Source organism: Cellvibrio sp. KY-YJ-3, assembly GCF_008806955.1.
GTDB lineage: Bacteria > Pseudomonadota > Gammaproteobacteria > Pseudomonadales > Cellvibrionaceae > Cellvibrio.
The window spans coordinates 2,282,637-2,306,427 of sequence record NZ_CP031727.1; the positions used below are offsets into that span (position 1 = coordinate 2,282,637).

Annotated in this window: 19 protein-coding genes; 16 read left to right on the forward strand and 3 right to left on the reverse strand. The window is 47.4% G+C overall.

Annotation, left to right across the window (positions count from 1 at the left end; translation table 11 throughout):
• Nucleotides 1-2: 2 nt before the first annotated feature.
• The 3 genes from D0B88_RS09695 to uxuA all read right to left on the reverse strand — a co-directional run bounded on the left by D0B88_RS09695 (nt 3) and on the right by uxuA (nt 4,946).
• Nucleotides 3-2,702, reverse strand: coding sequence for a [protein-PII] uridylyltransferase (locus D0B88_RS09695; protein ID WP_040392508.1), 2,700 nt, complete (start codon nt 2,700-2,702; stop codon nt 3-5).
• 90 nt (nt 2,703-2,792) lie between these two features.
• Nucleotides 2,793-3,563 (reverse strand): type I methionyl aminopeptidase, encoded by a 771-nt coding sequence (gene map, locus D0B88_RS09700; RefSeq protein WP_007642992.1) that lies wholly within the window; start codon nt 3,561-3,563, stop codon nt 2,793-2,795.
• 177 nt (nt 3,564-3,740) lie between these two features.
• Nucleotides 3,741-4,946, reverse strand: coding sequence for a mannonate dehydratase (uxuA, locus tag D0B88_RS09705; protein ID WP_151056812.1), 1,206 nt, complete (start codon nt 4,944-4,946; stop codon nt 3,741-3,743).
• Between the two features lie 339 nt (nt 4,947-5,285).
• Between uxuA and rpsB the strand changes: the two genes are divergently transcribed.
• The 16 genes from rpsB (at nt 5,286) to dnaE (ending at nt 23,706) form a co-directional block, all read left to right on the forward strand.
• Nucleotides 5,286-6,023 carry a 30S ribosomal protein S2 gene (rpsB, locus tag D0B88_RS09710; protein WP_040392294.1) on the forward strand — a complete coding sequence of 246 codons (738 nt, stop codon included), beginning with the start codon at nt 5,286-5,288 and terminating at the stop codon, nt 6,021-6,023.
• 125 nt (nt 6,024-6,148) lie between these two features.
• Nucleotides 6,149-7,018: a translation elongation factor Ts gene (tsf, locus tag D0B88_RS09715; RefSeq protein WP_007642987.1), complete on the forward strand. Its 870-nt coding sequence runs from the start codon at nt 6,149-6,151 to the stop codon at nt 7,016-7,018.
• A 147-nt stretch (nt 7,019-7,165) separates the two neighbouring features.
• Nucleotides 7,166-7,900 carry a UMP kinase gene (gene pyrH, locus D0B88_RS09720; RefSeq protein ID WP_040392292.1) on the forward strand — a complete coding sequence of 245 codons (735 nt, stop codon included), beginning with the start codon at nt 7,166-7,168 and terminating at the stop codon, nt 7,898-7,900.
• Nucleotides 7,897-8,454, forward strand: coding sequence for a ribosome recycling factor (gene frr, locus D0B88_RS09725; protein WP_007642982.1), 558 nt, complete (start codon nt 7,897-7,899; stop codon nt 8,452-8,454). Before pyrH ends, frr begins: the two co-directional genes overlap by 4 nt.
• A 136-nt stretch (nt 8,455-8,590) precedes the next feature.
• Nucleotides 8,591-9,325 carry a polyprenyl diphosphate synthase gene (gene uppS / locus D0B88_RS09730; protein WP_040392289.1) on the forward strand — a complete coding sequence of 245 codons (735 nt, stop codon included), beginning with the start codon at nt 8,591-8,593 and terminating at the stop codon, nt 9,323-9,325.
• Nucleotides 9,318-10,172: a phosphatidate cytidylyltransferase gene (locus D0B88_RS09735; protein WP_151056814.1), complete on the forward strand. Its 855-nt coding sequence runs from the start codon at nt 9,318-9,320 to the stop codon at nt 10,170-10,172. Before uppS ends, D0B88_RS09735 begins: the two co-directional genes overlap by 8 nt.
• Before the next feature lie 3 nt (nt 10,173-10,175).
• Entirely contained in the window at nt 10,176-11,375 is a 1,200-nt protein-coding gene (ispC, locus tag D0B88_RS09740; RefSeq protein ID WP_151056816.1) for a 1-deoxy-D-xylulose-5-phosphate reductoisomerase, read from the forward strand.
• A gap of 22 nt (nt 11,376-11,397) precedes the next feature.
• Entirely contained in the window at nt 11,398-12,750 is a 1,353-nt protein-coding gene (gene rseP / locus D0B88_RS09745; RefSeq protein ID WP_151056818.1) for an RIP metalloprotease RseP, read from the forward strand.
• Nucleotides 12,751-12,819: 69 nt separating this feature from the next.
• Nucleotides 12,820-15,453, forward strand: coding sequence for an outer membrane protein assembly factor BamA (gene bamA / locus D0B88_RS09750; RefSeq protein ID WP_151059393.1), 2,634 nt, complete (start codon nt 12,820-12,822; stop codon nt 15,451-15,453).
• 38 nt (nt 15,454-15,491) lie between these two features.
• The gene (locus D0B88_RS09755) at nt 15,492-16,004 is read left to right on the forward strand and encodes an OmpH family outer membrane protein (protein ID WP_225318309.1); all 513 of its coding nucleotides are present in this window, start codon (nt 15,492-15,494) and stop codon (nt 16,002-16,004) included.
• 13 nt (nt 16,005-16,017) lie between these two features.
• Entirely contained in the window at nt 16,018-17,034 is a 1,017-nt protein-coding gene (gene lpxD / locus D0B88_RS09760; protein WP_007642970.1) for a UDP-3-O-(3-hydroxymyristoyl)glucosamine N-acyltransferase, read from the forward strand.
• A gap of 38 nt (nt 17,035-17,072) precedes the next feature.
• Entirely contained in the window at nt 17,073-17,510 is a 438-nt protein-coding gene (gene fabZ / locus D0B88_RS09765) for a 3-hydroxyacyl-ACP dehydratase FabZ (RefSeq protein WP_007642969.1), read from the forward strand.
• A 33-nt stretch (nt 17,511-17,543) separates the two neighbouring features.
• A complete protein-coding gene (lpxA, locus tag D0B88_RS09770; protein WP_151056820.1) occupies nt 17,544-18,314 on the forward strand; it encodes an acyl-ACP--UDP-N-acetylglucosamine O-acyltransferase in 771 nt (256 codons plus the stop codon).
• Between the two features lie 54 nt (nt 18,315-18,368).
• Nucleotides 18,369-19,520 carry a lipid-A-disaccharide synthase gene (gene lpxB / locus D0B88_RS09775; RefSeq protein ID WP_151056823.1) on the forward strand — a complete coding sequence of 384 codons (1,152 nt, stop codon included), beginning with the start codon at nt 18,369-18,371 and terminating at the stop codon, nt 19,518-19,520.
• A gap of 14 nt (nt 19,521-19,534) precedes the next feature.
• On the forward strand, nt 19,535-20,140 hold the full coding sequence (gene rnhB, locus D0B88_RS09780) for a ribonuclease HII (protein WP_151059395.1): 606 nt from the start codon (nt 19,535-19,537) through the stop codon (nt 20,138-20,140).
• Between the two features lie 32 nt (nt 20,141-20,172).
• Complete coding sequence (gene dnaE / locus D0B88_RS09785; protein ID WP_007642964.1) at nt 20,173-23,706, forward strand: DNA polymerase III subunit alpha; 3,534 nt, start codon at nt 20,173-20,175, stop codon at nt 23,704-23,706.
• Nucleotides 23,707-23,791 lie beyond the last annotated feature (85 nt).

Sequence of the window (23,791 nt, forward strand, 5' to 3'; positions counted from 1 at the left end):
AATTAGTGTTTATCAACGCGCTTATCGAGTTGCTCGCGAATTTCTTGCTGCAGTTTTTCGCACAGTGCAACATCGCCCAAGGGTTTTCCATCGTTATCAGCAATGAAAAAAATGTCCTCTACTCGCTCACCCAGGGTGGCGATTTTGGCATTGAGCAGTTGAATGTCGTAATCCATAAAGATTCGCCCTATGCACGCAAGCAAGCCCGGTCTGTCGGGGCTTATAACTTCCAATACGCTGCAATTGCGAATGGTATCGGTACTGAGTGAAGTGCGGGTGGGTGATGCAAAGTATTTCAGGCGGCGCGGTGTGCGGCGGCCAATAACATCGCGGTAGTTATCCACCAAACTCAATTCTTCCATCAACCCCTGCTGGATTTTTTTAAGTAGGGTTTGATTGTTACCGAGTGGTTCGCCGTTTTCATTGAGCACAAAAAAGGTATCTATGGTGTAGCCGGATTTTGAGCTGTAAATCTTGGCGTCTTGAATGCTGAGGTTTAATAAGCTCAGCGCCGTTGCAGCTGCGACAAATACATTTTTCTGGTTTTTGCTGTACACAAAAATTTGTGTGGCACCAGCCAACTCTTTGCTGGTGGTTTTTTTAATCAAAATTAAAGGCTTGTCATCGGTGCGTGCCGCAATCGCCTCGGTATGCCAGGCAATATCGGTAAAGTTTTCGCGTAGAAAATAGTCCTCATCCATATCGCCCCACAGGGCAATGACTTGTTCTTTGCTTAAGCCCTTGCGCGCCAGTTTACGAATCGCGGCCTGCTGGGTTTCCTCAATCAAATCGTGTTTATCGACAGTGTTTTCCAAACCGCGACGCAAGGCGCGGCGGGTATCCAGATACAAATTGCGCATTAAACTCGCGCGCCAGGTATTCCACAATTCTTTGTTGGTGCCGTTAATGTCAGCCACCGTGAGGCAATAAAGGTAATCAAGGTGTAACTGATCGCCCACGGTAAGGGCAAAATTATGAATAATATCCGGGTCTGAAATGTCCTGCTTTTGTGACACTTGCGACATCAGCAAATGTTTTTCCACCAGCCAGCAGATCAAGCGGGTTTCGCGCGGTGAAATACCGTGGCGGGTACAGAACTCTTCCGCATCCACCGCACCCAGTGTGGAGTGATCGCCACCGCGGCCTTTGCCAATATCGTGATACAATCCTGCAATATACAGCAGCTCCAATTTTGGCAGGCGCGTCATAATCGTTGCGGCAACCGGAAAATCTTCTTTCGCGGATGGCAATAAAAAGTTACACATGTTTTGCACTACTTTTAGCGTGTGTGCATCCACTGTGTAGATATGAAATAAATCGTGCTGCATTTGACCGGTTACTTGACCAAACTCCGGTAAATACAAACCGAGAATGCCGTAACGCGACATCCGCTTTAGTTGTTCAACCAAACCTGCAGGGTGTTGCAATAGTTTGATAAATAATTGGGTGTTTTTGGGGTTGCTGCGGAATTGGTCATCGATAAGATAGCGACTCTCGCGAATCCAGCGAATAGTAGAGGCGCGCACCCCCTGAATCTGTGGGTTTTGTGCCATAAGCACAAATATTTCTAATAAGGCAGACGGGTTTTCTTCAAATACGTAGGTGTGCGTTGCCTCGATAAAATTATCGCGCAATTGAAAGCGTTCATTGATAGAAACAACATTTTTGGTTTTGCCTTTTTGTAGAATCGCTTCCGACAAAAATTGCAGCACTACGTCATTTAATTCGCGCAGGGCAAGTACAGTGCGATAGTACTTGTGCATGAACTGTTCTACTGCCAGCCCTTCGTGGTTGTCGGTGTAGCCAAACAGTTTGGCAATTTCCCGTTGGTAATCAAATAGCAGTCGCTCTTCCGGGCGTTTCGCTACCATATGCAATGCATAACGCACGCGCCATAAATATTCTTCGCCGGAATTGATAAGTGAAAATTCTTCGTCGGTAAAAAAACCTTTACCTTCCAGTTGTTTGATGGTGCGTACACCAAAGTAACGTTTGGTCACCCAATTAATAGTTTGGATGTCGCGCAGCCCACCGGGCGCATTTTTGATATTGGGTTCCAGGTTGTATTCGGTGTCGTTATATTTCTTGTGGCGATCCAGTTGTTCTTGATATTTTGCACTGAAAAAATCTTCAATCGGCCAGATTTTATCGGGCGCGGCTTCTTTCATTAATTCGTGACGCAGTGATGCATCTCCCACCAGCGTACGCGACTCCATGATGTTGGTGGCGACGGTAATGTCGGTGCGAGCTATATCAATCGTTTGTTTGACAGTGCGCACGCTGCTGCCAATTTCCAAGCCTATATCCCACAGCAGTGTGAGAAATTTTTCGATATTTCCTTTGCAGCTTTCAAATACATCCGGGTGATGCAAAATCAATAGATCGATATCGGAGCCTGGGTGCAGTTCACCACGGCCATAACCGCCAACTGCTTCCAGGCTGATACGCGCGGGCCAGCGGAATTGGTGCCAGGCGTAGTGCAATACGCAATCAATAAACAGTGCGCGTTCATACACTAAACTGCGAATATCTTCGCCCTCAATAAAACGGCGGTTGGCTTGGGTGCTTGCTGCATTAATTGCGTCCTTGAAGACGCCAATGATAGGTTTTTCTGTTAACGCACGGCGAAAGCGGCTCTGGTCAAAAAAGAATAGCGGCCGCTCGAAGTAGGGGACTTCCTCCATGGATACCGGGGTATCCATCGGGATGGATTCTGCACTATCGCTGCCAGAGGTATCCGTTTGGGGAGATTTGTTAAAAACGCGCGCGATAAAATCAGAAATGCTCATAAATTAAAATACTTCGCCGGTACGTGCGGTAAAAACCTCGACACCATTGCTGGTGACTACCATGGTGTGTTCCCACTGCGCCGAGAGTCGGCCGTCTTTTGTTTCCACTGTCCAGCCATCGCTTTTTAATTTGGTGTGGGGTTTGCCCGCGTTAATCATGGGTTCGATGGTGAAGCACATGCCTTCTTTTAATTCCATACCGGTATCAGGGCGACCATAGTGCAGGATTTGCGGATCTTCATGAAAAACCTTGCCTATGCCATGGCCACAGTATTCGCGTACTACCGAGTAATAATTCGCTTCAGCATGCTGTTGGATAACGTGCCCAATATCACCCAAACGGCAGCCAGGCTTAACCAGTTTAATGGCTTTGTACATGCATTCCTGGGTGACTTGTACCAACCGCTCCGCGTGGGGGGCAGGAGTGCCCACAAAATACATGGCACTGGTATCGCCGTGATAGCCCTCGTGGATCACTGTCACATCGATATTGATGATATCGCCTGACTTGAGCACTTTTTTCTCGGAGGGAATGCCGTGGCAAATCACCTGATTGACAGAGGTGCAAATGGATTTGGGAAAGCCGCGGTAGCCAAGGCAAGCGGGAATAGCTTTTTGTACATTCACTATGTGGTCGTGACAGATCTTGTCCAGCTCGGCGGTAGTTACGCCGGGTTGTACGTACTGGCCAATCATTTCCAATACTTCGGCGGCCATGCGACCAGCAATGCGCATTTTGGCGATTTCTTCGGGGGTTTTGATAGTAACTGACATGAATTCAGGGTATCCCGGCGGGTGAATAAAAGTTGCGGCATTCTAAACGATTCTGAACCGCTTTGACCAAGATCAATCCTTTATTGGCTCTATAGCTGCTGCTTCTATTATGCGCGTACCGGGTATAGCACCTGAAAAGTAAAGTTGGGCGGTGTAAAACCGCCCTGCGGAGGTGGGCTATTTGGTGAGGTGATGGAGGCTGCGAGCGCGAACCTGGGTCAGTGCGTGAATGACACCGCGCAACTCTGCCAAGCCTTTCATTCGCCCGGCGTAAGAGTAACCGGGATTGATGCCAGGCTTGCCAATTTCATCGCCCATTAGATGGCCGTGGTCTGGGCGCATGGCGATTGCAGGGAGTTTGCTACCTTGCTGTTGGCGACGGCTTTCCTCTTCTAAGAGCGCATCTATCAGGCCGACCATATCGTTATCGCCATCCAAATGATCAGACTCATAGAAGGAGCCATCGTCTTCACGTTTAATGTTGCGCAAGTGTACAAAGTAGATGCGCTCGCCAAACTCCTGCGCCATGGAGACCAGATCATTATCGCAGCGTGCACCATAAGAGCCGGCGCAGAGTGTTAATCCATTCGATGGGCTGGGCACGGCCTTGAGCAAGGCGCGAGCGTCATCGGCGGTAGAGACAACCCGGGGTAATCCGAACAGCGAAAATGGTGGGTCATCCGGGTGGATGCACATGCGCACGCCCGCTTCTTCAGCGACGGGGATAATCTCGCGCAGGAAGGCAAACAGGTTGGCGCGCATACCTTCATCGCCCATCTTGATGAAGAGATCGATAGCGGCGCGAATCCCATCTCGATCATAAGAGCCTTCACCACCCGGCAAGCCGGCAATGATATTTTTTTCCAGCAGTGCTTGCTCTTCGCTGCTCATGGCATCAAGGCGAGCTTTGGCTTTGGTGAGTACCTCGGGCTGATAGTCCTGTTCGGCACCGGGGCGCTGCAAGATATAAACATCATAGGCCGCAAAATCGCTCATCTCAAAACGCAGTGCGCGGGCGTTGTTGGGCAGGGTGTAGTTGAGGTTGGTGCGGGTCCAATCAACGACCGGCATAAAGTTGTAGCAAACATCGTAAACACCGGCTGCACCCACATTGCGAATGGACTGCTTGTAGTTGTCGATGTATTGCTGGTAGTTACCAGTGCGGGTCTTGATATCGTTGTGGAGGGGGATGCTTTCGATAACAGCCCATTCAAGCCCTTGATCCTCAATGACTTTTTTGCGTTCTAAAACTTCCTCAAGGGGCCATACGGCACCTGTGGGTATGTGGTGTAAGGAGGTGACAATGCCCGTTGCGCCTGCTTGTGCAATGCTTTGCAGGCTTACGGTATCTTTGGGGCCGAACCAGCGCCAAGTCTCTTTCATGGTGGTCTCGCTACTAGAGTGGGTTCATCTAAGATTAATGCGACTAGTATACAAGTTGGATAATGCTTGGCCTAGTGGATTTGCCAGATTTTCTCGACAGGGTGCGCTCTGAAGTTCGATTTACTTTCTGGTTTATTATGTCTGTTGTTTGTGATATAAAGCGCGCCTCTTTTTGCTGGGAATAGTCTCAAGCACAAAGAAAATCCGTTTTTAAATGTAATTTACCAACGTCACATATATACCGACACGCAAAACCTGGGTGCCCAATGTTCGTTTTATAGCGTTCATGATGGTTGGTTAGCGGGGTATATAGAGGCCTAACCCAGTAGGAATACTAAAATGCCACAAGTAAGCATGCGCGATATGTTATCTGCAGGTGTCCACTTCGGTCACCAAACCCGTTACTGGAACCCAAAGATGGGCAAATACATCTTCGGTGCGCGTAACAAGATTCACATTATTAACCTTGAGCACACTGTGCCTGCGTTCAACGAAGCTTTGGCTTTGATTCAACAAATGGCCTCTCAAAAGAAAAAGATTCTGTTTGTTGGTACCAAGCGCGCGGCGCAAAAGACCATCAAAGAAGAAGCAATCCGTGCTGGCCAGCCGTTTGTTAGTCATCGCTGGTTGGGTGGTATGCTCACAAACTACAAAACCATCCGCGCATCTATCCGTCGCTTGCAAGAGCTGACTACCCAGAGCGAAGACGGTACTTTTGCCAAATTGACCAAAAAAGAAGCTCTGATGCGCACCCGTGACATGGAGAAACTTGAGCGTTCAATTGGCGGTATTAAAAACATCGCTGGTTTGCCTGATGCCATGTTTGTAATTGATGTGGATCACGAGCGTATTGCAATTCAGGAAGCTAACAAGTTGGGTATTCCTGTTATTGGCATCGTGGATACCAACAGCAACCCTGAAGGTGTTGACTACGTAATTCCAGGTAACGACGACGCCATTCGCGCGATCAAGTTGTATGTATCTGCAATTGCTGACGCTTGTTTGGATGGTGCTAAATCTGCTTCTGCAGTGCCAAACAAAGATGAATACGTAGCTGCCGAAGGTGCTGCTGAGTAATCTCGCGAAGTAATCAAACGACCATAAAACTCTGTTAGCTTGCATTCAGGCGCAGAGTTGTCGGAAGAGGGGGCTTTGCCCCCTTTTTTCAAATTTGAATTCGAACATTTATTGAGGACACATCCATGACAGCTGTTACTCCTGCTTTGGTAAAAGAACTGCGCGACCGCACTGGTTTGGGCATGATGGAATGTAAAAAAGCGTTGGGCGAAGCCAATGGTGATATTGAATTGGCCATTGAAAACCTGCGTAAGGTTTCCGGTTTGAAGGCGGCCAAAAAAGAAGGTCGCACGGCGGCAGATGGCGTTGTTGCTGTGAAAGTGGCTCCGGATAACAGCTACGGTGTTGTTATCGAAGTTAACTCTGAGACTGACTTTGTGGCGCGTGATGCTGGCTTCCTGGCTTTTGTGAATAGCGTATTGGACAAGGCATTTACCACCAAGCAAACCGACGTAGCGGTTGTTATGGCGGGTGAGTTGGAATCTGCGCGTGAAGCTTTGGTGCAAAAAATCGGCGAAAAAATCAGCGTTCGTCGCATTAGTTTGGTTGAAGGTGGTGTTGTTGGTGGTTACCTGCACTTGAACAACCGTATTGCGGTGTTGGTTCAGTTGGAAGGTGGCAATGAAGAGACCGCTAAAGACGTTGCTATGCACGTGGCTGCTGTTAACCCGCAAGTGGTTAGCTCTGACCAAATGCCAGCTGACGTGGTGGAGAAAGAAAAAGAAATCATCCGCGCTCAGCCAGATATGGCTGGCAAGCCAGCTGAAATCGTTGAGAAAATGATTGTTGGTCGTATCAGCAAGTTCCTGAAAGAAGCGAGCTTGGTTGATCAGGCTTTTGTTAAGAATCCTGAGCAAACTATTGCTCAGTTCGCTAAGGCAGCTGGTGCAACTGTTAAGAGCTTTGTGCGTCTGGAAGTGGGCGAGGGTATCGAAGTTGCTGTTGTAGACTTTGCTGCTGAAGTTGCTGCTCAAGTAGCTGCTAGCAAGGCGTAATTCATCGCCTGATAAGGTGCTGGGTGACACGAAAAAGAGGCCGGGTGGCAACACCCGGCCTCTTTTTTTCTGTTACACTGCACCGATTTTTCGGCCCTCCGACAGGTGTGGGCATTCGCGGCTAACTCATTGTTTTGGAGAGCATTTATGTCCAGCCCCAGAGATAAAAAGTACAAGCGTATTTTATTGAAGCTCAGCGGTGAAGAGCTGATGGGTACAGAAGGGTTTGGTATCGATCCTAAAGTGCTCGACAAGATGGCCCTGGAAATTGGCCAGCTGGTCGGCATAGGTGTACAGGTAGGCTTGGTGATTGGTGGTGGCAATCTGTTTCGCGGCGCTGCCTTAAGTGCTGCCGGTCTCGATCGAGTAACGGGCGATCACATGGGTATGCTGGCTACAGTGATGAATGCATTAGCCATGCGCGATGCGCTTGAGCGTTCAAATATATCTTCCCGCGTTATGTCAGCGATTCCAATGAGTGGAGTGGTTGAACACTATGACCGCCGTCGCGCAGTTCGTTTCTTGAATTCGGGCGAGGTCGTTATTTTCTCTGCCGGTACTGGCAATCCCTTTTTTACTACTGATTCTGCTGCCTGTTTGCGCGGTATTGAAGTTGATGCGGATATAGTGCTCAAGGCAACCAAAGTTGATGGCGTCTACTCTGCAGATCCTAAAAAAGATCCGACCGCGACCAAGTATGACCGTCTCTCTTATGACGAGGTGCTCGACAAAAAATTGGGTGTAATGGATTTGACGGCGATTTGTTTGTGCCGCGAGCACGACATGCCGGTGCGCGTATTCCGTATGAATAAAGCAGGTGCGTTGTTGAATATTGTGGTTGGCAGCAACGAAGGTACTTTGATTGAAGAGGATAAATCATGATTAATGATATTAAAAAAGACGCCGAAGCGCGTATGAAAAAAGCGGTTGAAGCATTGTCGAACAACTTCAACAAGATTCGCACTGGCCGTGCACACCCAAGCTTGTTGGATGGCATTACTGTGGATTATTACGGTACTCCTACCCCTTTGAGCCAAGTAGCAAATATCAATATTGACGATGCGCGCACCTTGTCGGTGAGTCCGTGGGAGCGCAATTTAGTCCCTGCCATTGAAAAAGCGATTATGAAATCGGATTTAGGTTTGAATCCATCGACAAACAATGGCCTGATTCGTATTCCTTTGCCGATGTTGACTGAAGAAACACGCAAAAACTTTATCAAGCAGGCGCGTGCCGAGGCCGAGAATGGCCGCGTTGCTGTGCGCAATGTGCGCCGCGATGTATTGGGTGATGTGAAAGCTTTGCTGAAAGACAAGGCGATTGGTGAGGATGATGATCGTCGCGCACAGGATGAAATTCAGAAAATTACCGACAAATACATCGCTGAAGTTGATAAAGCGCTGGCAGCCAAAGAAGTTGATTTGATGGCTGTGTAATCTGCATCATCCGGCAAGTCACTTTCGCAAGGGAGTGGCTTTGCCTCCCGCACTACTACTAGATAATTTCATTAAAAAAACTAAAAACGGGTTGTCGGTGAGAATCCGATGCTGGCCTGTCGCTGGGAGAGTACGCGTGACTGATAATAGTCTTCGCCACGTGGCGATTATTATGGATGGCAATAACCGCTGGGCAAAACAGCGCGGTATGGCGGGAGTTTCTGGCCATAAAGTGGGAGTTGAGCGTATTCGCGATGTTATGGCCGCCTGTCAGGATCAGGGCGTTGAAGTGCTCACCGTATTTGCATTTAGCAGTGAAAATTGGCGCCGCCCACCGCTGGAAGTAGAGGCGCTTATGTCGCTCTTCCATCTCTATTTAAAAAATGAAGCCAAAGCACTTAAGAAAAAAGGGGTTGCCTTGCGTGTCATTGGCAATCGGGAGCGCTTTAGTCCTGCCATTCAAAAAGCTATCGCTGCCGCTGAGGAGCTTACTGCTGGTGGTAAAACAACACTGGTTATCGCCGCTGACTATGGTGGTCGTTGGGATATCGCCCAGGCAGCGCAAAAACTGGCGCAACAGGCAGTTAATGGACAGTTGGATGTGGCATCTATCGATGAGTCGGCATTAGGTGCCCAAACCTGTCTTGCCGAGTTGCCACCCTTGGATTTATTGATTCGCACAGGAGGGGAGGTGCGTATTAGCAATTTCCTTCTGTGGCAATGTGCCTATGCAGAACTTTATTTCAGCGACAAGCTTTGGCCTGATTTTGACGGCGATGAGTTAAAGAAAGCGATTGCGAATTTCTACGAACGCCAGCGTCGTTTTGGTATGACCGGCGATCAGATTGAGGCGGGTGCACTTAATGCTTAAGCAGCGGGTAATCACAGCGTTAGTTTTGGCGATAATTTTTATAGTCGCCTTGTTTGGTTTGCCTGCTGGTTATTTTTCCTTTTTTGTTGGCGCTATTGTATTGATTGGTGCTTGGGAATGGGCCTGTCTCGCTGGGTTCCCCGCGCGCTGGCAGCGCGCGTTGTACGCACTCTTTATTTTAGTCGTTCTGTCGCTAGCTTCTTTTTATCTGGGGTTTGAGGGCGAGGCTAGTCCCAACCTGGATGCAGATGCCATCCGTGAATTACTGATTGCTGGTTGTATTTGGTGGGCAATCGCACTTTTGCTGGTGCAGGGTTATCCCTCCAGTGCTTTGTTATGGGGGCACAAAATTTTACGCCTGTTGATGGGGTTATTGGTACTTATTCCCACTTGGGTGGCTTTGGTATATGTACGCCAACAAGAGGCTGGTGCCTGGCTGGTCTTGTTGTTAATGCTCATTGTCGCCATGGCTGATAGTGGCGGTTACTTTGCTGGAAAGCGTTTTGGTAAGCATAAGTTGGCATCTGCCGTTAGCCCCGGCAAAACCTGGGAAGGTTTTGCCGGGGGATTGATCGCTAATTGTGTTTTGGCTCTGATGCTGAGTTTAACTCTGGAGCTAAGCCTGTTGTTGATGTTGGTGCTTGTGGTTCCTACCAGTCTGGTTTCTGTGTTGGGCGATCTTTTGGAGAGCATGTTAAAGCGCCAAGCCGGCATCAAAGATAGCGGCACCATTTTGCCTGGTCACGGCGGCATTCTTGATCGCGTAGATGGTGTCACGGCAGCTGCTCCGGTATTTGCTCTGGCACTGCTTGCAAGCGGCGCCTTTTCTGCGACGGCGGGGCTCTAGCTTATGCAGTTGGCGGTTCAACAGATTACTGTTTTGGGCGCGACCGGCTCTATTGGTGTTAGCACCTTGGATGTTATTGCGCGTCACCCGGAGCGCTATAAAGTTTTTGCATTAACGGCAGATCGACGTTGGCAGTTACTCGCTACCCAATGTTTGCAGCATCAGCCGCGTTATGCCGTATTAAATGATGTAGATGCTGCCGCTGAGCTGGCACGTGAACTACGTCATCAAGGCTGCAAGACAGAAGTCTTACAGGGATTGGCAGCGTTGGAGGCGGTTGCTGCCCATGAACAGGTTGATGCAGTTATGGCGGCTATTGTTGGTGCGGCAGGTTTGTTACCAACATTGGCGGCGGTGAAAGCAGGCAAAAAAGTGTTGCTGGCTAATAAAGAAGCATTGGTAATGGCTGGTGGTTTGTTTACCCAAGCCGTTAGTAAAAGTGGGGCGGTATTGTTGCCCATTGATAGTGAGCATAATGCGATCTTTCAGTGCTTGCCAAATCATCGCAGCGATTATCTTGCTGGCGGTCTGGCTTCCAGTGGTGTTCGTAAAATTCTGCTCACCGCCTCTGGTGGCCCCTTCCGTAATACGCCGCTTGGCGATCTACCAAAAGTAACTCCAGAACAAGCCTGCGCTCATCCAAATTGGAGCATGGGGCAAAAAATTTCGGTGGATTCAGCCAGTATGATGAATAAAGGGCTTGAGCTGATTGAGGCCTGTTGGCTTTTCAATGCTCGCCCTCATCAGGTGCAAGTGGTTATCCATCCACAGAGTGTGATTCACTCGATGGTTGAGTATATTGATGGTTCCATGCTCGCCCAATTGGGCAATCCGGATATGCGTACCCCTATAGCTCATGCCTTGGCCTGGCCGGAGCGTATAGAGTCCGGCGTTGCAAGTCTCGATATTATCGCAACGGCGCGCCTTGATTTTAGTGCGCCTGACCTTCAGCGTTTTCCTTGTTTGCGTTTGGCGCAGGATGCTGCCGATGTTTCGGGTACAGCACCTGCACTGTTAAATGCTGCGAATGAAATTGCTGTGGCGGCATTTCTTGCCCGCCAAATTCGCTTTGATCAAATCGCTCAGGTTATAGATCATGTGCTTGCGCGCCTGGCAGTGGTTGAACCAACCAGCTTGGAACAGGTTCAAAATGCAGATGCCGAGGCTCGCGCTTTGGCTAATCAATTGATCAAGAGCTGGTAATGATTAATCCGGGGCAGTGCTTATGTCGTTGATTCAGACAATAATTTCATTCGTTGTCGCCTTGTTGATTCTGGTTTCTATCCATGAGTTTGGGCACTTTTATGTGGCTCGTCGTTGCGGTGTGAAAGTTCTGCGTTTTTCCATTGGTTTTGGAAAAGTGCTTTGGTCATGGCGCGATAAGCAGGGCACAGAGTATGTGTTGGCCGCATTGCCTCTGGGTGGATACGTAAAAATGCTCGATGAGCGCGAAGCGCCAGTATCGGTGGAAGAGCGTTCCATGGCGTTTAATAATAAAAGTGTCTGGCAGCGCATCGCTATTGTTGCGGCAGGCCCTGGGGCTAACTTTCTGTTGGCCATACTCTTGTTTTGGGTGCTTTTGCTGCAAGGTCAGCGCGATTTAATTCCCCAAATTGGGGCTGTAGAGCGCGGTTCAATCGCCGAGCAGGCAGGGCTTGAAGCAGGCCAGGAGATTATTGCTATCGATAATATTTCCACACCCACGTGGCAGGCTCTCAACAAGGCGCTGCTCAATCGCTTGGGGGAAACTGGATCTATTCGTTTCAAGGTGGCTTACCCTGACTCGCACTTTACTTATGAGTCCGAAGGGCGGTTGGTTGATTGGCTGAGGGATTCAGCGGATCCCGATCCGGTTGCAGGTTTGGGAATTACGCTGTATCTGCCCAAAATCACTCCAATTGTTGGCGAAGTAGTGGCTGGGGGGGTAGCTGAGGCTGCGGGTTTTCTGCCGGGTGATAAGCTGATTTCTGCCGATGATATTGTTATTGATGATTGGCAGTTATGGGTGGATTACGTCCGGCGTCATCCTGGTAAGACAATTTCTGTCGTGATTGAGCGCGATGCCAGAGAGCTAGCGCTTCAGCTTACTCCTGAATCAATCAATGAGTCAGGTGCAGTTGTTGGGCGGGTCGGGCTGGGGGCTCAGGCGGGCTCAATTCCTGAGTCGATGATTCGCTCTTATGAGTATTCCGTGTTCGGTGCATTTGTTGCCGGAGTGAATAAAACCTGGGAAACCTCAGGCTTTGTACTTTTATCAGTCAAAAAATTGATTCTTGGCGAAATTTCCACGAAAAACTTGAGTGGACCGATAACCATTGCTAAGGTGGCGGGCTCTTCAGCCGAGAGCGGTTTGAGGAGTTTTATTGGTTTTGTCGCTCTGCTGAGTGTATTCCTCGCGGTATTTAACCTTTTACCTATCCCAGTATTGGATGGCGGCCACTTATTTTATTACTTTATTGAAGTAATTAAGGGAAAACCGGTGTCCGACAGAGTGCAGATGCTGGGGTATCAGGTTGGACTCTTCTTGGTCATCAGTCTAAGCGTGCTAGCGCTGTATAACGACATCATGCGGCTTTAATCTGGCAGTGTGCCGGGCCGTAACCAACATTCATTTACGATTAGAACAGATTCTATGATGCGAGTTTCAATGCGAGTTTTTGGCTGTTTTCTGGCACTCTTTTTGTCATGCACTGTTTATGCACAGACCTTCCGTGTAAGTGATATCCGTGTGGAGGGGTTGCAGCGTGTGTCTGCAGGCTCTGTCTTCAGTGTACTGCCGATTCGTGTGGGTGATGTACTGACTCAAGCCGATATTCAAAGTGCAACTCGTGAGTTATTCAAGGTTGGCTACTTCTCGGATGTAGAGATCAAGCGCGATGGCGATGTGCTGGTGTTGGTGATTAAAGAGCGTCCCGCAATCAATAAAATTGAGCTTAAAGGTAACAAGGCCATCAAAACTGAAAATTTGATGGATAGCCTTAAGGATAACAACCTCTCCGAAGGACAAATTTTTCAACGCGCTACGCTCGAAGGGATTACACAAGCATTGCAGCGCGAGTATGTGAACCAAGGTCGCTATGGCGCTAGCGTGAACATTGAAATTGAAGATATGCCGCGTAATCAGGTTAAGGTGCTGGTAAATATCGACGAAGGCAGCCCCTCGCGTATCAAACAAATCAATATCGTGGGTAATCATAGTTACAGTGAAGAAGATCTGATTGATCTGTTTGAATTAAAAACCACTGGTATGTGGTCGTGGATATCGGGTAACGATAAATACAATAAAGAAAAATTAAAGGGCGATTTGGAGCGATTGGAGTCTTGGTATTTGGATCGCGGATATCTCAACTTTAAAATTGATTCATCACAAATTTCGTTGAGCACCGACAAAGCCAAAATTTTTATTACTGTAAATATAACCGAAGGCGATATTTACAGAGTGAGCGGTATTGATCTCGCCGGTGATCCTGCTATTGATGAAAACATTATTCGCAGCATGATTCTGGTCAAGAAAGATCAGATATTCTCTCAAATTCTAATGACGACTTCGGAAGAGTATGTAACCAAACGTTTGGGTAATGAGGGCTACACCTTTGCCAAAGTTGAAGGTATGCCGGAGCGAAATGATGCGGATAAAACGGTAAAAATCACGTTTTTTATAGAGCCCGGTAAGCGCGCCTACGTTAATCGTATTAACTTCCGTGGCAACACAAAAACTGTTGATGAAGTATTGCGCCGTGAAATGCGGCAGATGGAAGGCGGCTCCGCAAACTCCGCGCAAATCGAGCACTCAAAAGTGCGTCTGGAGCGGTTGGGCTTCTTTAAAGAGGTAAAGGTAGAGAATAAAGAAGTTCCAGGAACGTCCGACCAGATTGATGTTGAATACACTGTTGAAGAACAGCCGTCCGGTAGTATGGGACTGCAGGTAGGTTATGCTCAATATTCAGGTTTATTGTTCTCCGCCAGTATTCAGCAAAACAACTGGTTCGGTACGGGTAAACAAGTTGGCTTCAGTTTTAGCCATAACCGCTATCAAACTGCGTACAACTTTAATTACAACGACCCTTATTTTACACCTGATGGCGTAAGTCGTGGTTTGAGTTTGTATTACACAAAAAGTGATTACGGTTCATACAACATTACTCCCTACAGCACTAACGTTTATGGCGGTAAGATCAATTTCGGTTACCCCATTTCTGATATCGAGCGCATCGGTTTCGACATAGGTTTGCGTAGCCTGGAAGTGGAGCCTACCAGCTATTCATCGCAAGAAATTATTCGTAGTCCTATTTGGAATCCTAACTTGGGTTATATAACGCAAGATGAAAACTACGAACTTATGGTGCGTGAGCAATTGGGTTTGGATTACCCAACGGGTAGTTTTGAAATTAAGTCAGTTGATGAAAGTATGTTGGGTACACCCGGCTTTCTGGATGTTTATGGCGATACATTTAACGATGCTCAAGTTAGTATGTATTGGCTGAGGTCTACGCTTAACCGAGGTATTCTTGCTAACCGTGGTGCCTCGCAGCAACTGGGCGTGGAAGTCTCTTTACCGGGCGGTGATTTGCAATATTACAAAGTTAATTACACCGGCCAGATATTCCAACCCCTGACTAGATCCCTTACCTTACGTTTGCATACCCGTATTGGTTATGCCGCTGCTTATGGTGATCTGGATGAATTGCCGTTCTTTGAACATTATTACGCTGGTGGGTTTGGTTCGGTACGTGGTTTCGAGCGCAATACACTTGGTCCCCGTAGTACTTTTATCCGCGAGGCTATAGTCGCGAATACTGTATGGGATGATTTAAACGGTGACGGTATAGCTCAAGCTAATGAGCAAGGTGCTCCTGCATATGTTCTTTGCAGCGACCCCGATGCGGGCAACTACGTTGCTAATGTGGCATGTGATGAGGGTATTTTGTTATCAAATGCCAATAATAATAATCTGGTCGGCAGGACTCGTGGAGCTTTCGGTGGCAATGTTTTAATTCAAGGCGGTGCGGAAATACTTTTCCCGCTTCCATTTATTAAAGATCAACGCTCACTGCAAACTACGTTCTTTGTTGATGCAGGAAATGTGTTTGATACTCATTGTGGTGCGACACAACTCAACTGCTATGATGTGGATCTTGACCACATTAATGCCTCCGTAGGTCTTGGTTTAACTTGGATTTCAGGATTTGGCCCAATGACATTCAGTATTGCGGAGCCATTTAAGGAAAATGATTATGATCGTACAGAAGTGTTCCAGTTTTCATTGGGACAAACGTTTTAATAATAATTGTTTGGGCTAATAATCTAGAGGAATAAATTGTGACTGTTACACAGAAAATGTTTGCTGTTATTGCTTTGTCTTTGGTTTCATCCGTTTCATTTGCACAAGGCAAAGTAGTTGTTTTGGATCCAACGGGCGCAGTAATGGGAACCACTGCTGCAAAAGCTAAGTTTGATAAACTGCAAAAAAGTGCTGATTTTGCTGCAGCAAAAGCAAAGCTTGATGGCCTTGCGGCCGATATCAAAGCATTACAAACCGAGTATCAAAAAGACGGCATGACATGGAGTGCTGAAAAACGCGCTGAAAGTGAAAAGAAATTGCAAAGCTTGGGTCAGGATTATCAATTTCAGGGTAAGAAGCTTCAGGGTGAGCAGCAGGCTTTAATGCAGCAAATCATGCAAGAACTGGGTCCGAAAATGGAAGCCGTAGTAAAACAACTTGTTGAGTCTGAAAACATCAGCATGATTGTTGATGCAAAGTCAGTAATGATGGCCAAACCAGAAAATGATTTGACTCCAAAAGTCACTGAACTCTTGAACAAAGCCAAGTAAGTATCACGAGCATATGTTGAAACGCTCTTATCAATTGCTTGAACTTGCACAGCGCTTGGGCGCTGTTTTGGTTGGTGATCCAAAGCATGAGATAAGAGCCTTGGCTACATTACAAAATGCCGAGGCACATAGCCTTAGTTTTCTTGCCAATCCAGCTTACAAGAAATATTTGAGCTCGACTAAAGCCGGCGCGGTGTTAATTCACCCTGATTTGCAAGACGAGTTCGCGGGTAATAAGTTAGTTACTGCTAACCCCTACATTGATTATGCTCGCGCGTCGTCACTATTTTCACCTTTGCGTGCTCCTGCTGTGGGAGTGCATCCATCAGCTGTGATTGGCCGGGATTGTGTTATTGCCGCCGATGTTTCAATCGGTGCTAATGCTGTCATTGGTGATGCTGTTACCTTGTCCCAAGGGGCTGTTATCGGTCCTGGGTGCTATGTAGGTGATGACACATCTATCGGTAAGAATACCCGCCTGGCGGCTAACGTTAGCATTTATCACGGAGTTGTGATTGGTGACGACTGTATTTTGCACAGCGGTTGTGTGATCGGTGCTGATGGTTTCGGTTTCGCACCCCAGTCAGGCGGATGGCTTAAAATTCACCAGCTGGGTGGCGTAGTTATTGGCAATAATGTCGAGATTGGTGCTTGTACCTGTATTGATCGCGGAGCTTTGGATAATACTTGTATTGGCGATGGAGTGATTATCGATAATCAGGTACAAATTGCTCACAATGTCCGTATTGGCAAAAATACTGCAATTGCAGGTCATTCGGCGATTGCAGGAAGCACTATAATAGGCGCTAATTGCACTATTTCCGGTGCAGTAGCAATTGTCGGGCATATAACTCTGGCCGATAAGGTACATATAACGGCCAGAAGTTTAGTGTCCGCTTCGATCAGTGAAGCTGGTTCTTATTCCTCTGGCACTCCGCTTGCGCAAACTAAAGACTGGCGTAAAAATGCGGCCCGCTTTCGTCAGTTGGATTCATTAGCAACACGCTTAATAAAACTTGAACGCAAATAGCGTACATATAATTTCTATTTATTCCTTGGGGTCTAACCATGATGGATGTTAACGAAATCCGTGAATATCTTCCTCATCGCTATCCATTTTTGCTTGTGGACCGTGTTGTAGAGTTGATTGAAGGTGAATCAATTATTGCCTACAAAAACATTACCGTTAACGAAGAAGTCTTTAATGGTCACTTCCCTCAAAATCCAGTTTTTCCTGGTGTGATGATTCTGGAAGCCATGGCACAAGCATCAGGCATTCTCGGTTTTAAAACCATGAATAAAAAGCCTGAGGATGGATCTATTTATTTGTTTGCTGGCGTTGATGATGTGCGCTTTAAGAGACAGGTTGTTCCGGGTGATCGTTTGCAACTTGAATCGCGCGTTATTTCCGAAAAGCGTGGTATATGGAAATTTGAATGTAAGGCAAGCGTTGATGGTGTACTGGCTGCATCGGCAACTATTTTGTGCGCAGATCGTAAAGTCTAGAGCGACTACTATTGAATTTAGCGAGAAAGTATTTTGATAGATCCCTCAGCAATCATTCATCCTAATGCCAAGCTTGCACCTGATGTGCAAGTTGGTCCATGGACAATTATTGGCCCCAACGTAGAAATTGATGAAGGTACTGTAATTGCCTCTCACGTTGTTCTAAAAGGGCCAACAAAAATTGGTAAGCATAATCGTATCTACCAATTTTCCTCGATAGGCGAAGATACGCCTGATTTAAAATACAAAGGTGAACCTACTCGTTTAGTAGTTGGCGATCACAATGTGATTCGCGAAGGTGTCACTATTCATCGTGGTACCATTCAGGATCGCGGTGAAACTACCATTGGTAGTCATAATTTGCTAATGGCATACGTTCATGTTGGTCACGACAGTGTGATTGGTAGTCATTGTATTTTGGTGAATAATGCGGCGCTTGCCGGTCACGTGCATATTGGTGATTGGGCTATTCTCAGTGGGTTTACCCTGGTTCATCAATTTTGCAAGATTGGTGCACATAGCTTCGCTGGAATGGGAAGTGCAATTGGCAAGGATGTTCCAGCGTATGTCATGGTGAACGGAAGCCCCGCAGAAGCAAAAAATATTAATGTCGAGGGGTTGCGTCGTCGCGGTTTTACCAAAGACGATATTGCACTACTAACCAAGGCATACAAAACTATTTATCGTCGAGGTTTAACGCTTGATGAAGCTTTGGCTGAGCTTAATCCGTTAGCAGTTTCTTCACCTGCATTACAAGTGTTAATCGATTCATTGAATGCTTCAACACGCGGCATAGTTCGCTAGCATTTCCTCTTCGCGATTTCCATCGCATCAAGTTTCTACAAACCGGAGGGCTGGGTGTCTGATCACATACACATAGGTATTGTTGTCGGAGAAGCCTCCGGAGATATTCTTGGCGCGGCTTTGATGCAAGAGTTGCGTAAACATTTCCCCAGTGCAGAGTTTTCTGGCATTGGCGGCCCACGGATGTTGGCGCTGGGTTTTCACTCCTATTTTCCGCAGGATCGACTGGCGGTGATGGGGCTAATTGAGCCCTTGAAGCGATTGCCCGAGCTGTTGCGCATACGTAAATTTTTGCGTGAACATTTTATCAAGAATCCGCCGGCCGTATTTATTGGCATAGACTCCCCCGACTTTACGATTCCACTCGAAGCATCGTTAAAAGAAAAAGGCATTAAAACAGTTCACTATGTCAGCCCCTCAGTGTGGGCCTGGCGACAAAAGCGGATTTTTAAAATTGCGCGCTCTGTTGACTTAATGTTGACGCTACTGCCTTTTGAGGCCAAGTTTTATCAAGAGCACAATGTCCCAGTAGAATTTGTCGGCCATCATTTGGCTGATGAAATCCCATTCGTGATTGATAAGTTTGCTGCGCGTAAATCGCTTGGTTTGCCTGAGCAGGGGCGTATTGTTGCGCTCTTGCCGGGAAGCCGTGCTAGTGAGGTAGAGCGCATGGGTAGTCTATTTATGGAGTCGGCGGTCAAATGTCTGGAGCAGGATCCAGGCTTATTATTTGTAATTCCTTCTGCAAGCCCGGATCGCTATCGTCAATTGCATATAGCGCTGAATGATTTTGTTGATTATCCGATTCAATTAATTAATGGGCATTCACATGAAGTGATGGCCGCTGCGGATGTTCTGTTGTTGGCATCAGGGACTGTTGCACTGGAAGCGTTGTTGCTGAAAAAACCGATGGTGGTTGCCTATCGGTTGGCGCCACTAACTTTTAAGATATTGTCCTGGTTAGTTAAAACACCGTGGATTTCGTTGCCCAATTTGCTCGCACAAAAACTTTTAGTTCCCGAGTTGCTGCAGGATAAAGCAACTCCCGAAACCCTGTCCGCAGCGGTAATGAATTATTTTGACAACCCGGAGCAGGCGATAGCACTTAGCGAAACGTTTGCACAAATGCATATTGAACTCAAACGCGATGCCAGTGCACGAGCTGCTGAAGCGATTGCCAGATTAATTCGCACACCGATAATTTAAAAGGTCTAGCTGTGATTGAGCCATTTATCAGTATTTATAAAGGATATCTTTACGCGGGTTGCGATGAGGTAGGGCGCGGTCCGCTGGCTGGGGATGTCGTTGCCGCTGCTGTTATTCTTGATCCCGCTAAACCGATTGCTGGTTTGGATGATTCTAAAAAGCTGACGGAAAAAAAACGTGAGTTATTGTTTGGGGAAATTCAAGCAAACGCAAAAAGCTGGTGCATTGCGCGCGCGTCAGTTGCAGAGATCGACAGCTTGAATATCCTCCAAGCGAGCTTGCTGGCGATGACTCGTGCTGTGCAAGGGTTACACATAGAGCCGGAGCATGTATTAGTCGATGGAAATAAATTACCTAAATGGAAATATGCGGCAGAAGCTGTTGTTAAGGGTGATAGTCGTGTTGCTGCAATCAGTGCTGCATCGATACTGGCCAAAGTGACACGTGATCGTGAAATGATTGTGCTGGATAAACTTTATCCCGGCTACGGTTTTGCTGACCACAAAGGCTATCCCACCAAAGTTCATATGGATGCGCTGGAGCGTTTGGGGGTTACACCTATTCATCGCGTATCTTATGCTCCGGTCAAAGCCAAGATTGAACAAATAGCGTTATTTTAATTTTCTCTCTTTTACTCGCCTAAGAAAATATTATGCCTGCAGCAAATTTTGTTCACTTGCGTTTACACACAGAGTTTTCGCTAAGCGATAGTTTGGTGCGCATTAAAGCGTTGGTTAAGCGTGTGGCAGAACTAAACATGCCTGCCTGTGCTATTACCGATCAAACCAATTTTTACGGTCTAATCAAGTTTTATAAGGCCGCCCAAAGTGCAGGTGTAAAACCGATTGCCGGTAGCGATTTTTGGATCGCCAGTACTGACAGTGAAGGGAAACCGACATTAATTACTCTGCTCGCCATGAATGATCAGGGTTATAAAAATATTATTGAATTAATTTCACGTGCCTGGCGTCAAGGCCAGCAGCAGGGTGTAGCTTATTTACAGCGCGAATGGCTGAGTGAGTTTAGTGATGGTGTAATTGCATTATCCGGTGGCAAGTTAGGTGATGTGGGTATGGCGCTGCTCGGTGGGCGTGCAGCGCAGGCGCAGGAGTTATTACAGGGATGGATGCAAGATTTTCCCGGGCGTTTTTATTTGGAGTTACAGCGCACAGGTCGTGAGAATGATGAAAATCATTTGCATGCGGCAGTCGCCCTTGCTGCCGAGATGAACTGCCCCGTTGTTGCGACGAATGATGTTCGTTTTTTAAAGGCCAGCGAATTTGAAGTGCATGAGGCGCGAGTGTGCATCAGTGAAGGCCGCACGCTTGATGATCCTCGGCGTGAGCGCCGGTATAGCGATCAGCAGTATTTGCGTTCGGCCGAAGAAATGGCTGAGTTATTCAGTGATATTCCTGAGGCAATCGCCAATACAATTGAAATTGCCAAACGTTGCACCATTACCATCCAAATGGGTAAATACTTTTTACCGGAATACCCAGTGCCGGAAGGCATGACGGAAGCAGAGTTTTTCCGCAAAATTTCCCACGAAGGATTGGATCAGCGGTTGGAGCGCATTCTGGATAAGAGCACCGCAGATTATGCTGAGCGGCGTAAAGTCTATGAAGATCGTTTGAATTTTGAATTGGATATTATTAACCAGATGGGATTCCCTGGTTATTTTCTGATAGTAATGGACTTTATCCAGTGGGCGAAGGATCACGATATCCCGGTCGGACCTGGCCGTGGTTCGGGTGCGGGATCGCTGGTTGCCTACTCATTAAAAATTACTGATCTCGACCCACTTGAATACGATTTGCTGTTCGAGCGGTTTCTAAACCCTGAGCGGGTTTCCATGCCGGACTTCGATATCGATTTTTGCATGGACAATCGCGATAAGGTTATTTCTTACGTGGCCGATAATTACGGTCGCGATGCTGTAAGCCAAATCATTACCTTCGGTACCATGGCTGCAAAAGCGGTAGTGCGCGATGTGGCGCGGGTGCAGGGTAAATCTTACGGCCTTGCCGATAAACTTTCCAAAATGATTCCGCCCACACCGGGTATGACTCTCGCACAGGCATTGGAGGAAGAGCCGCAGCTAAAAGAATTTATTGCGGTTGACGGTGATGCCGGTGAAATTTGGGAGATGGCAGTACAGCTTGAAGGTCTTACGCGCAACGTCGGTAAACATGCCGGTGGTGTAGTTATTGCGCCCACTAAACTCACCGATTTTTCACCGCTTTATTGCGATGAAACCGGCGGTGGTTTGGTAACCCAATTCGACAAAGGTGACGTAGAAGAAGCGGGCTTGGTGAAGTTCGACTTCCTCGGGCTGCGCACGCTCACCATTATCGATTGGGCGCGCATTATGATCGATAAGCAGCGCATCAAAAAAGGCGAAGCACCACTCGATATCAGCGCTATTCCACTCGATGATCCTAAAACCTTTGGTTTATTAAAACGCGCGGAAACCACAGCGGTGTTCCAGTTGGAATCGCGCGGCATGAAAGATCTGATCAAACGTTTGCAGCCAGATAATATTGAAGATTTGATTGCACTGGTGGCGCTATTCCGTCCCGGCCCCCTGGAGTCGGGCATGGTAGATGACTTTATCAACCGTAAACACGGTCGCGCGCAAGTGGCCTATCCCGATGCAAAATTCCAGCACCAGAGTTTAAAACCGGTTCTTGAACCAACTTATGGCGTTATTGTTTACCAGGAACAGGTAATGCAAATTGCGCAGGTACTTGCCGGTTATACACTCGGTGGTGCGGACATGTTGCGCCGTGCAATGGGTAAGAAAAAACCGGAAGAAATGGCCAAGCAGCGCGAAGTATTTGAAAGTGGTGCAAAAAATCAGGGTGTTGACCCAGAGCTCGCAATTAAAATTTTTGATTTGGTGGAAAAATTTGCGGGTTATGGATTTAACAAATCCCACTCTGCGGCTTACGCGATTGTGTCTTATCAAACTGCTTGGTTAAAAGCTCATTACCCTGCACATTTTATGGCGGCGACTATGTCGTCGGACATGGATAAAACCGATAAGGTCGTTACCTTTATCGAAGAATGTCGCACCATGAAATTAAAATTGTTGCCGCCGGATGTAAACTCCGGTGAGTTTCATTTTACGGTGGATGATGCAGGTCGAATTATTTACGGTTTGGGTGCAATCAAAGGCTTGGGCGAAGGCCCAGTTGAATCCATTATTGCAGCGCGTAATGAAGGTGGTCCGTTTAAAGATTTATTCGATTTTTGTGCGCGTGTTGATCCACGCAAAGTAAACAAGCGTGCCTTGGAAGCCATTATTCGTTCCGGTGCTGCGGATAATCTTGGGCCGACAGCCAATACTCCCCAACATAATATTGATCATGATCGTGCGGTAATGTTTGCGGCAATGAGCGAAGCGGTAAAAACTGCGGAGCAGGCGATGGCCAATACCAATGCTGGCATGATGGATTTATTTGGTGCAGTGATGGCGAGTGATGAAAGTAACTCCGATGTTTATGCGGATTTTCGTCGCGTGCGTACCTGGACTATGAAGGAGCGGTTACACGCAGAAAAAGAAACGCTTGGGTTGTATCTTACTGGTCACCCCATCGATGAATATGAAAGTGAATTAACTCACTTGGTGAGTTCGCGTATTTCTAATCTCAAACCGGAAAAGGGCAGTCAAACTATTTCTGGCTTGGTGATTTCCCAGCGTGTGGTGAAAACCAAGCGCGGCGATAATATGGCGATAGTGACACTCGATGATCGTACCGGGCGTATGGATGTCACCTTATTTGCGGAAGTGTTTAATGCCGCGCGTGATGTATTGTTAAAAGATGGTCTTTTAGTGGTGAGTGGGCAGGTTCGTTACGACGACTTTAGCGGCATGCTAAAAATGAGTGCGGACAATATTCGTTTGTTGTCTGACGTGCGTCAGGAAAAAGTGCGTGAGTTGTGGCTGGAATTGGAATCGGGTCTTCTGCCGGCAAATTTTAGTCGCGACCTAAACGATATTCTCGACCCTTACCGCCAGTCACCCCAGCAGGATGCGCGGTGCGCAATTGTTGTCGATTATATTCGCAGCGATGCGCGAGCCCAGTTGCGTTTTGGCAATGAGTGGAACATACGTCCCGAGGATGAATTGCTACAGCATCTACGCGATGCTTACGGCAGTGCCAAAGTGAAGTTGGTGTATTAATCCCTTAGCTTTGCAAGTTCTTAAAACGAGGCTTGCTAAGTTATTTATGTCTTTCAGCCTGCGATGATCGAACTAGACTAACAAC

Excerpts from the sequence above, each read along its gene's own strand:
- fabZ (WP_007642969.1), top strand. The coding sequence starts at position 17,073 with ATGATGGATGTTAACGAAATCCGTGAATATCTTCCTCATCGCTATCCA.
- dnaE (WP_007642964.1), top strand. The coding sequence starts at position 20,173 with ATGCCTGCAGCAAATTTTGTTCACTTGCGTTTACACACAGAGTTTTCG.
- D0B88_RS09735 (WP_151056814.1), top strand. The coding sequence starts at position 9,318 with ATGCTTAAGCAGCGGGTAATCACAGCGTTAGTTTTGGCGATAATTTTT.
- frr (WP_007642982.1), top strand. The coding sequence starts at position 7,897 with ATGATTAATGATATTAAAAAAGACGCCGAAGCGCGTATGAAAAAAGCG.
- lpxD (WP_007642970.1), top strand. The coding sequence starts at position 16,018 with ATGTTGAAACGCTCTTATCAATTGCTTGAACTTGCACAGCGCTTGGGC.
- D0B88_RS09695 (WP_040392508.1), bottom strand. The coding sequence starts at position 2,702 with ATGGATACCCCGGTATCCATGGAGGAAGTCCCCTACTTCGAGCGGCCG.
- map (WP_007642992.1), bottom strand. The coding sequence starts at position 3,563 with ATGTCAGTTACTATCAAAACCCCCGAAGAAATCGCCAAAATGCGCATT.
- rpsB (WP_040392294.1), top strand. The coding sequence starts at position 5,286 with ATGCCACAAGTAAGCATGCGCGATATGTTATCTGCAGGTGTCCACTTC.
- pyrH (WP_040392292.1), top strand. The coding sequence starts at position 7,166 with ATGTCCAGCCCCAGAGATAAAAAGTACAAGCGTATTTTATTGAAGCTC.
- uxuA (WP_151056812.1), bottom strand. The coding sequence starts at position 4,946 with ATGAAAGAGACTTGGCGCTGGTTCGGCCCCAAAGATACCGTAAGCCTG.
- tsf (WP_007642987.1), top strand. The coding sequence starts at position 6,149 with ATGACAGCTGTTACTCCTGCTTTGGTAAAAGAACTGCGCGACCGCACT.
- bamA (WP_151059393.1), top strand. The coding sequence starts at position 12,820 with ATGCGAGTTTTTGGCTGTTTTCTGGCACTCTTTTTGTCATGCACTGTT.
- rseP (WP_151056818.1), top strand. The coding sequence starts at position 11,398 with ATGTCGTTGATTCAGACAATAATTTCATTCGTTGTCGCCTTGTTGATT.
- ispC (WP_151056816.1), top strand. The coding sequence starts at position 10,176 with ATGCAGTTGGCGGTTCAACAGATTACTGTTTTGGGCGCGACCGGCTCT.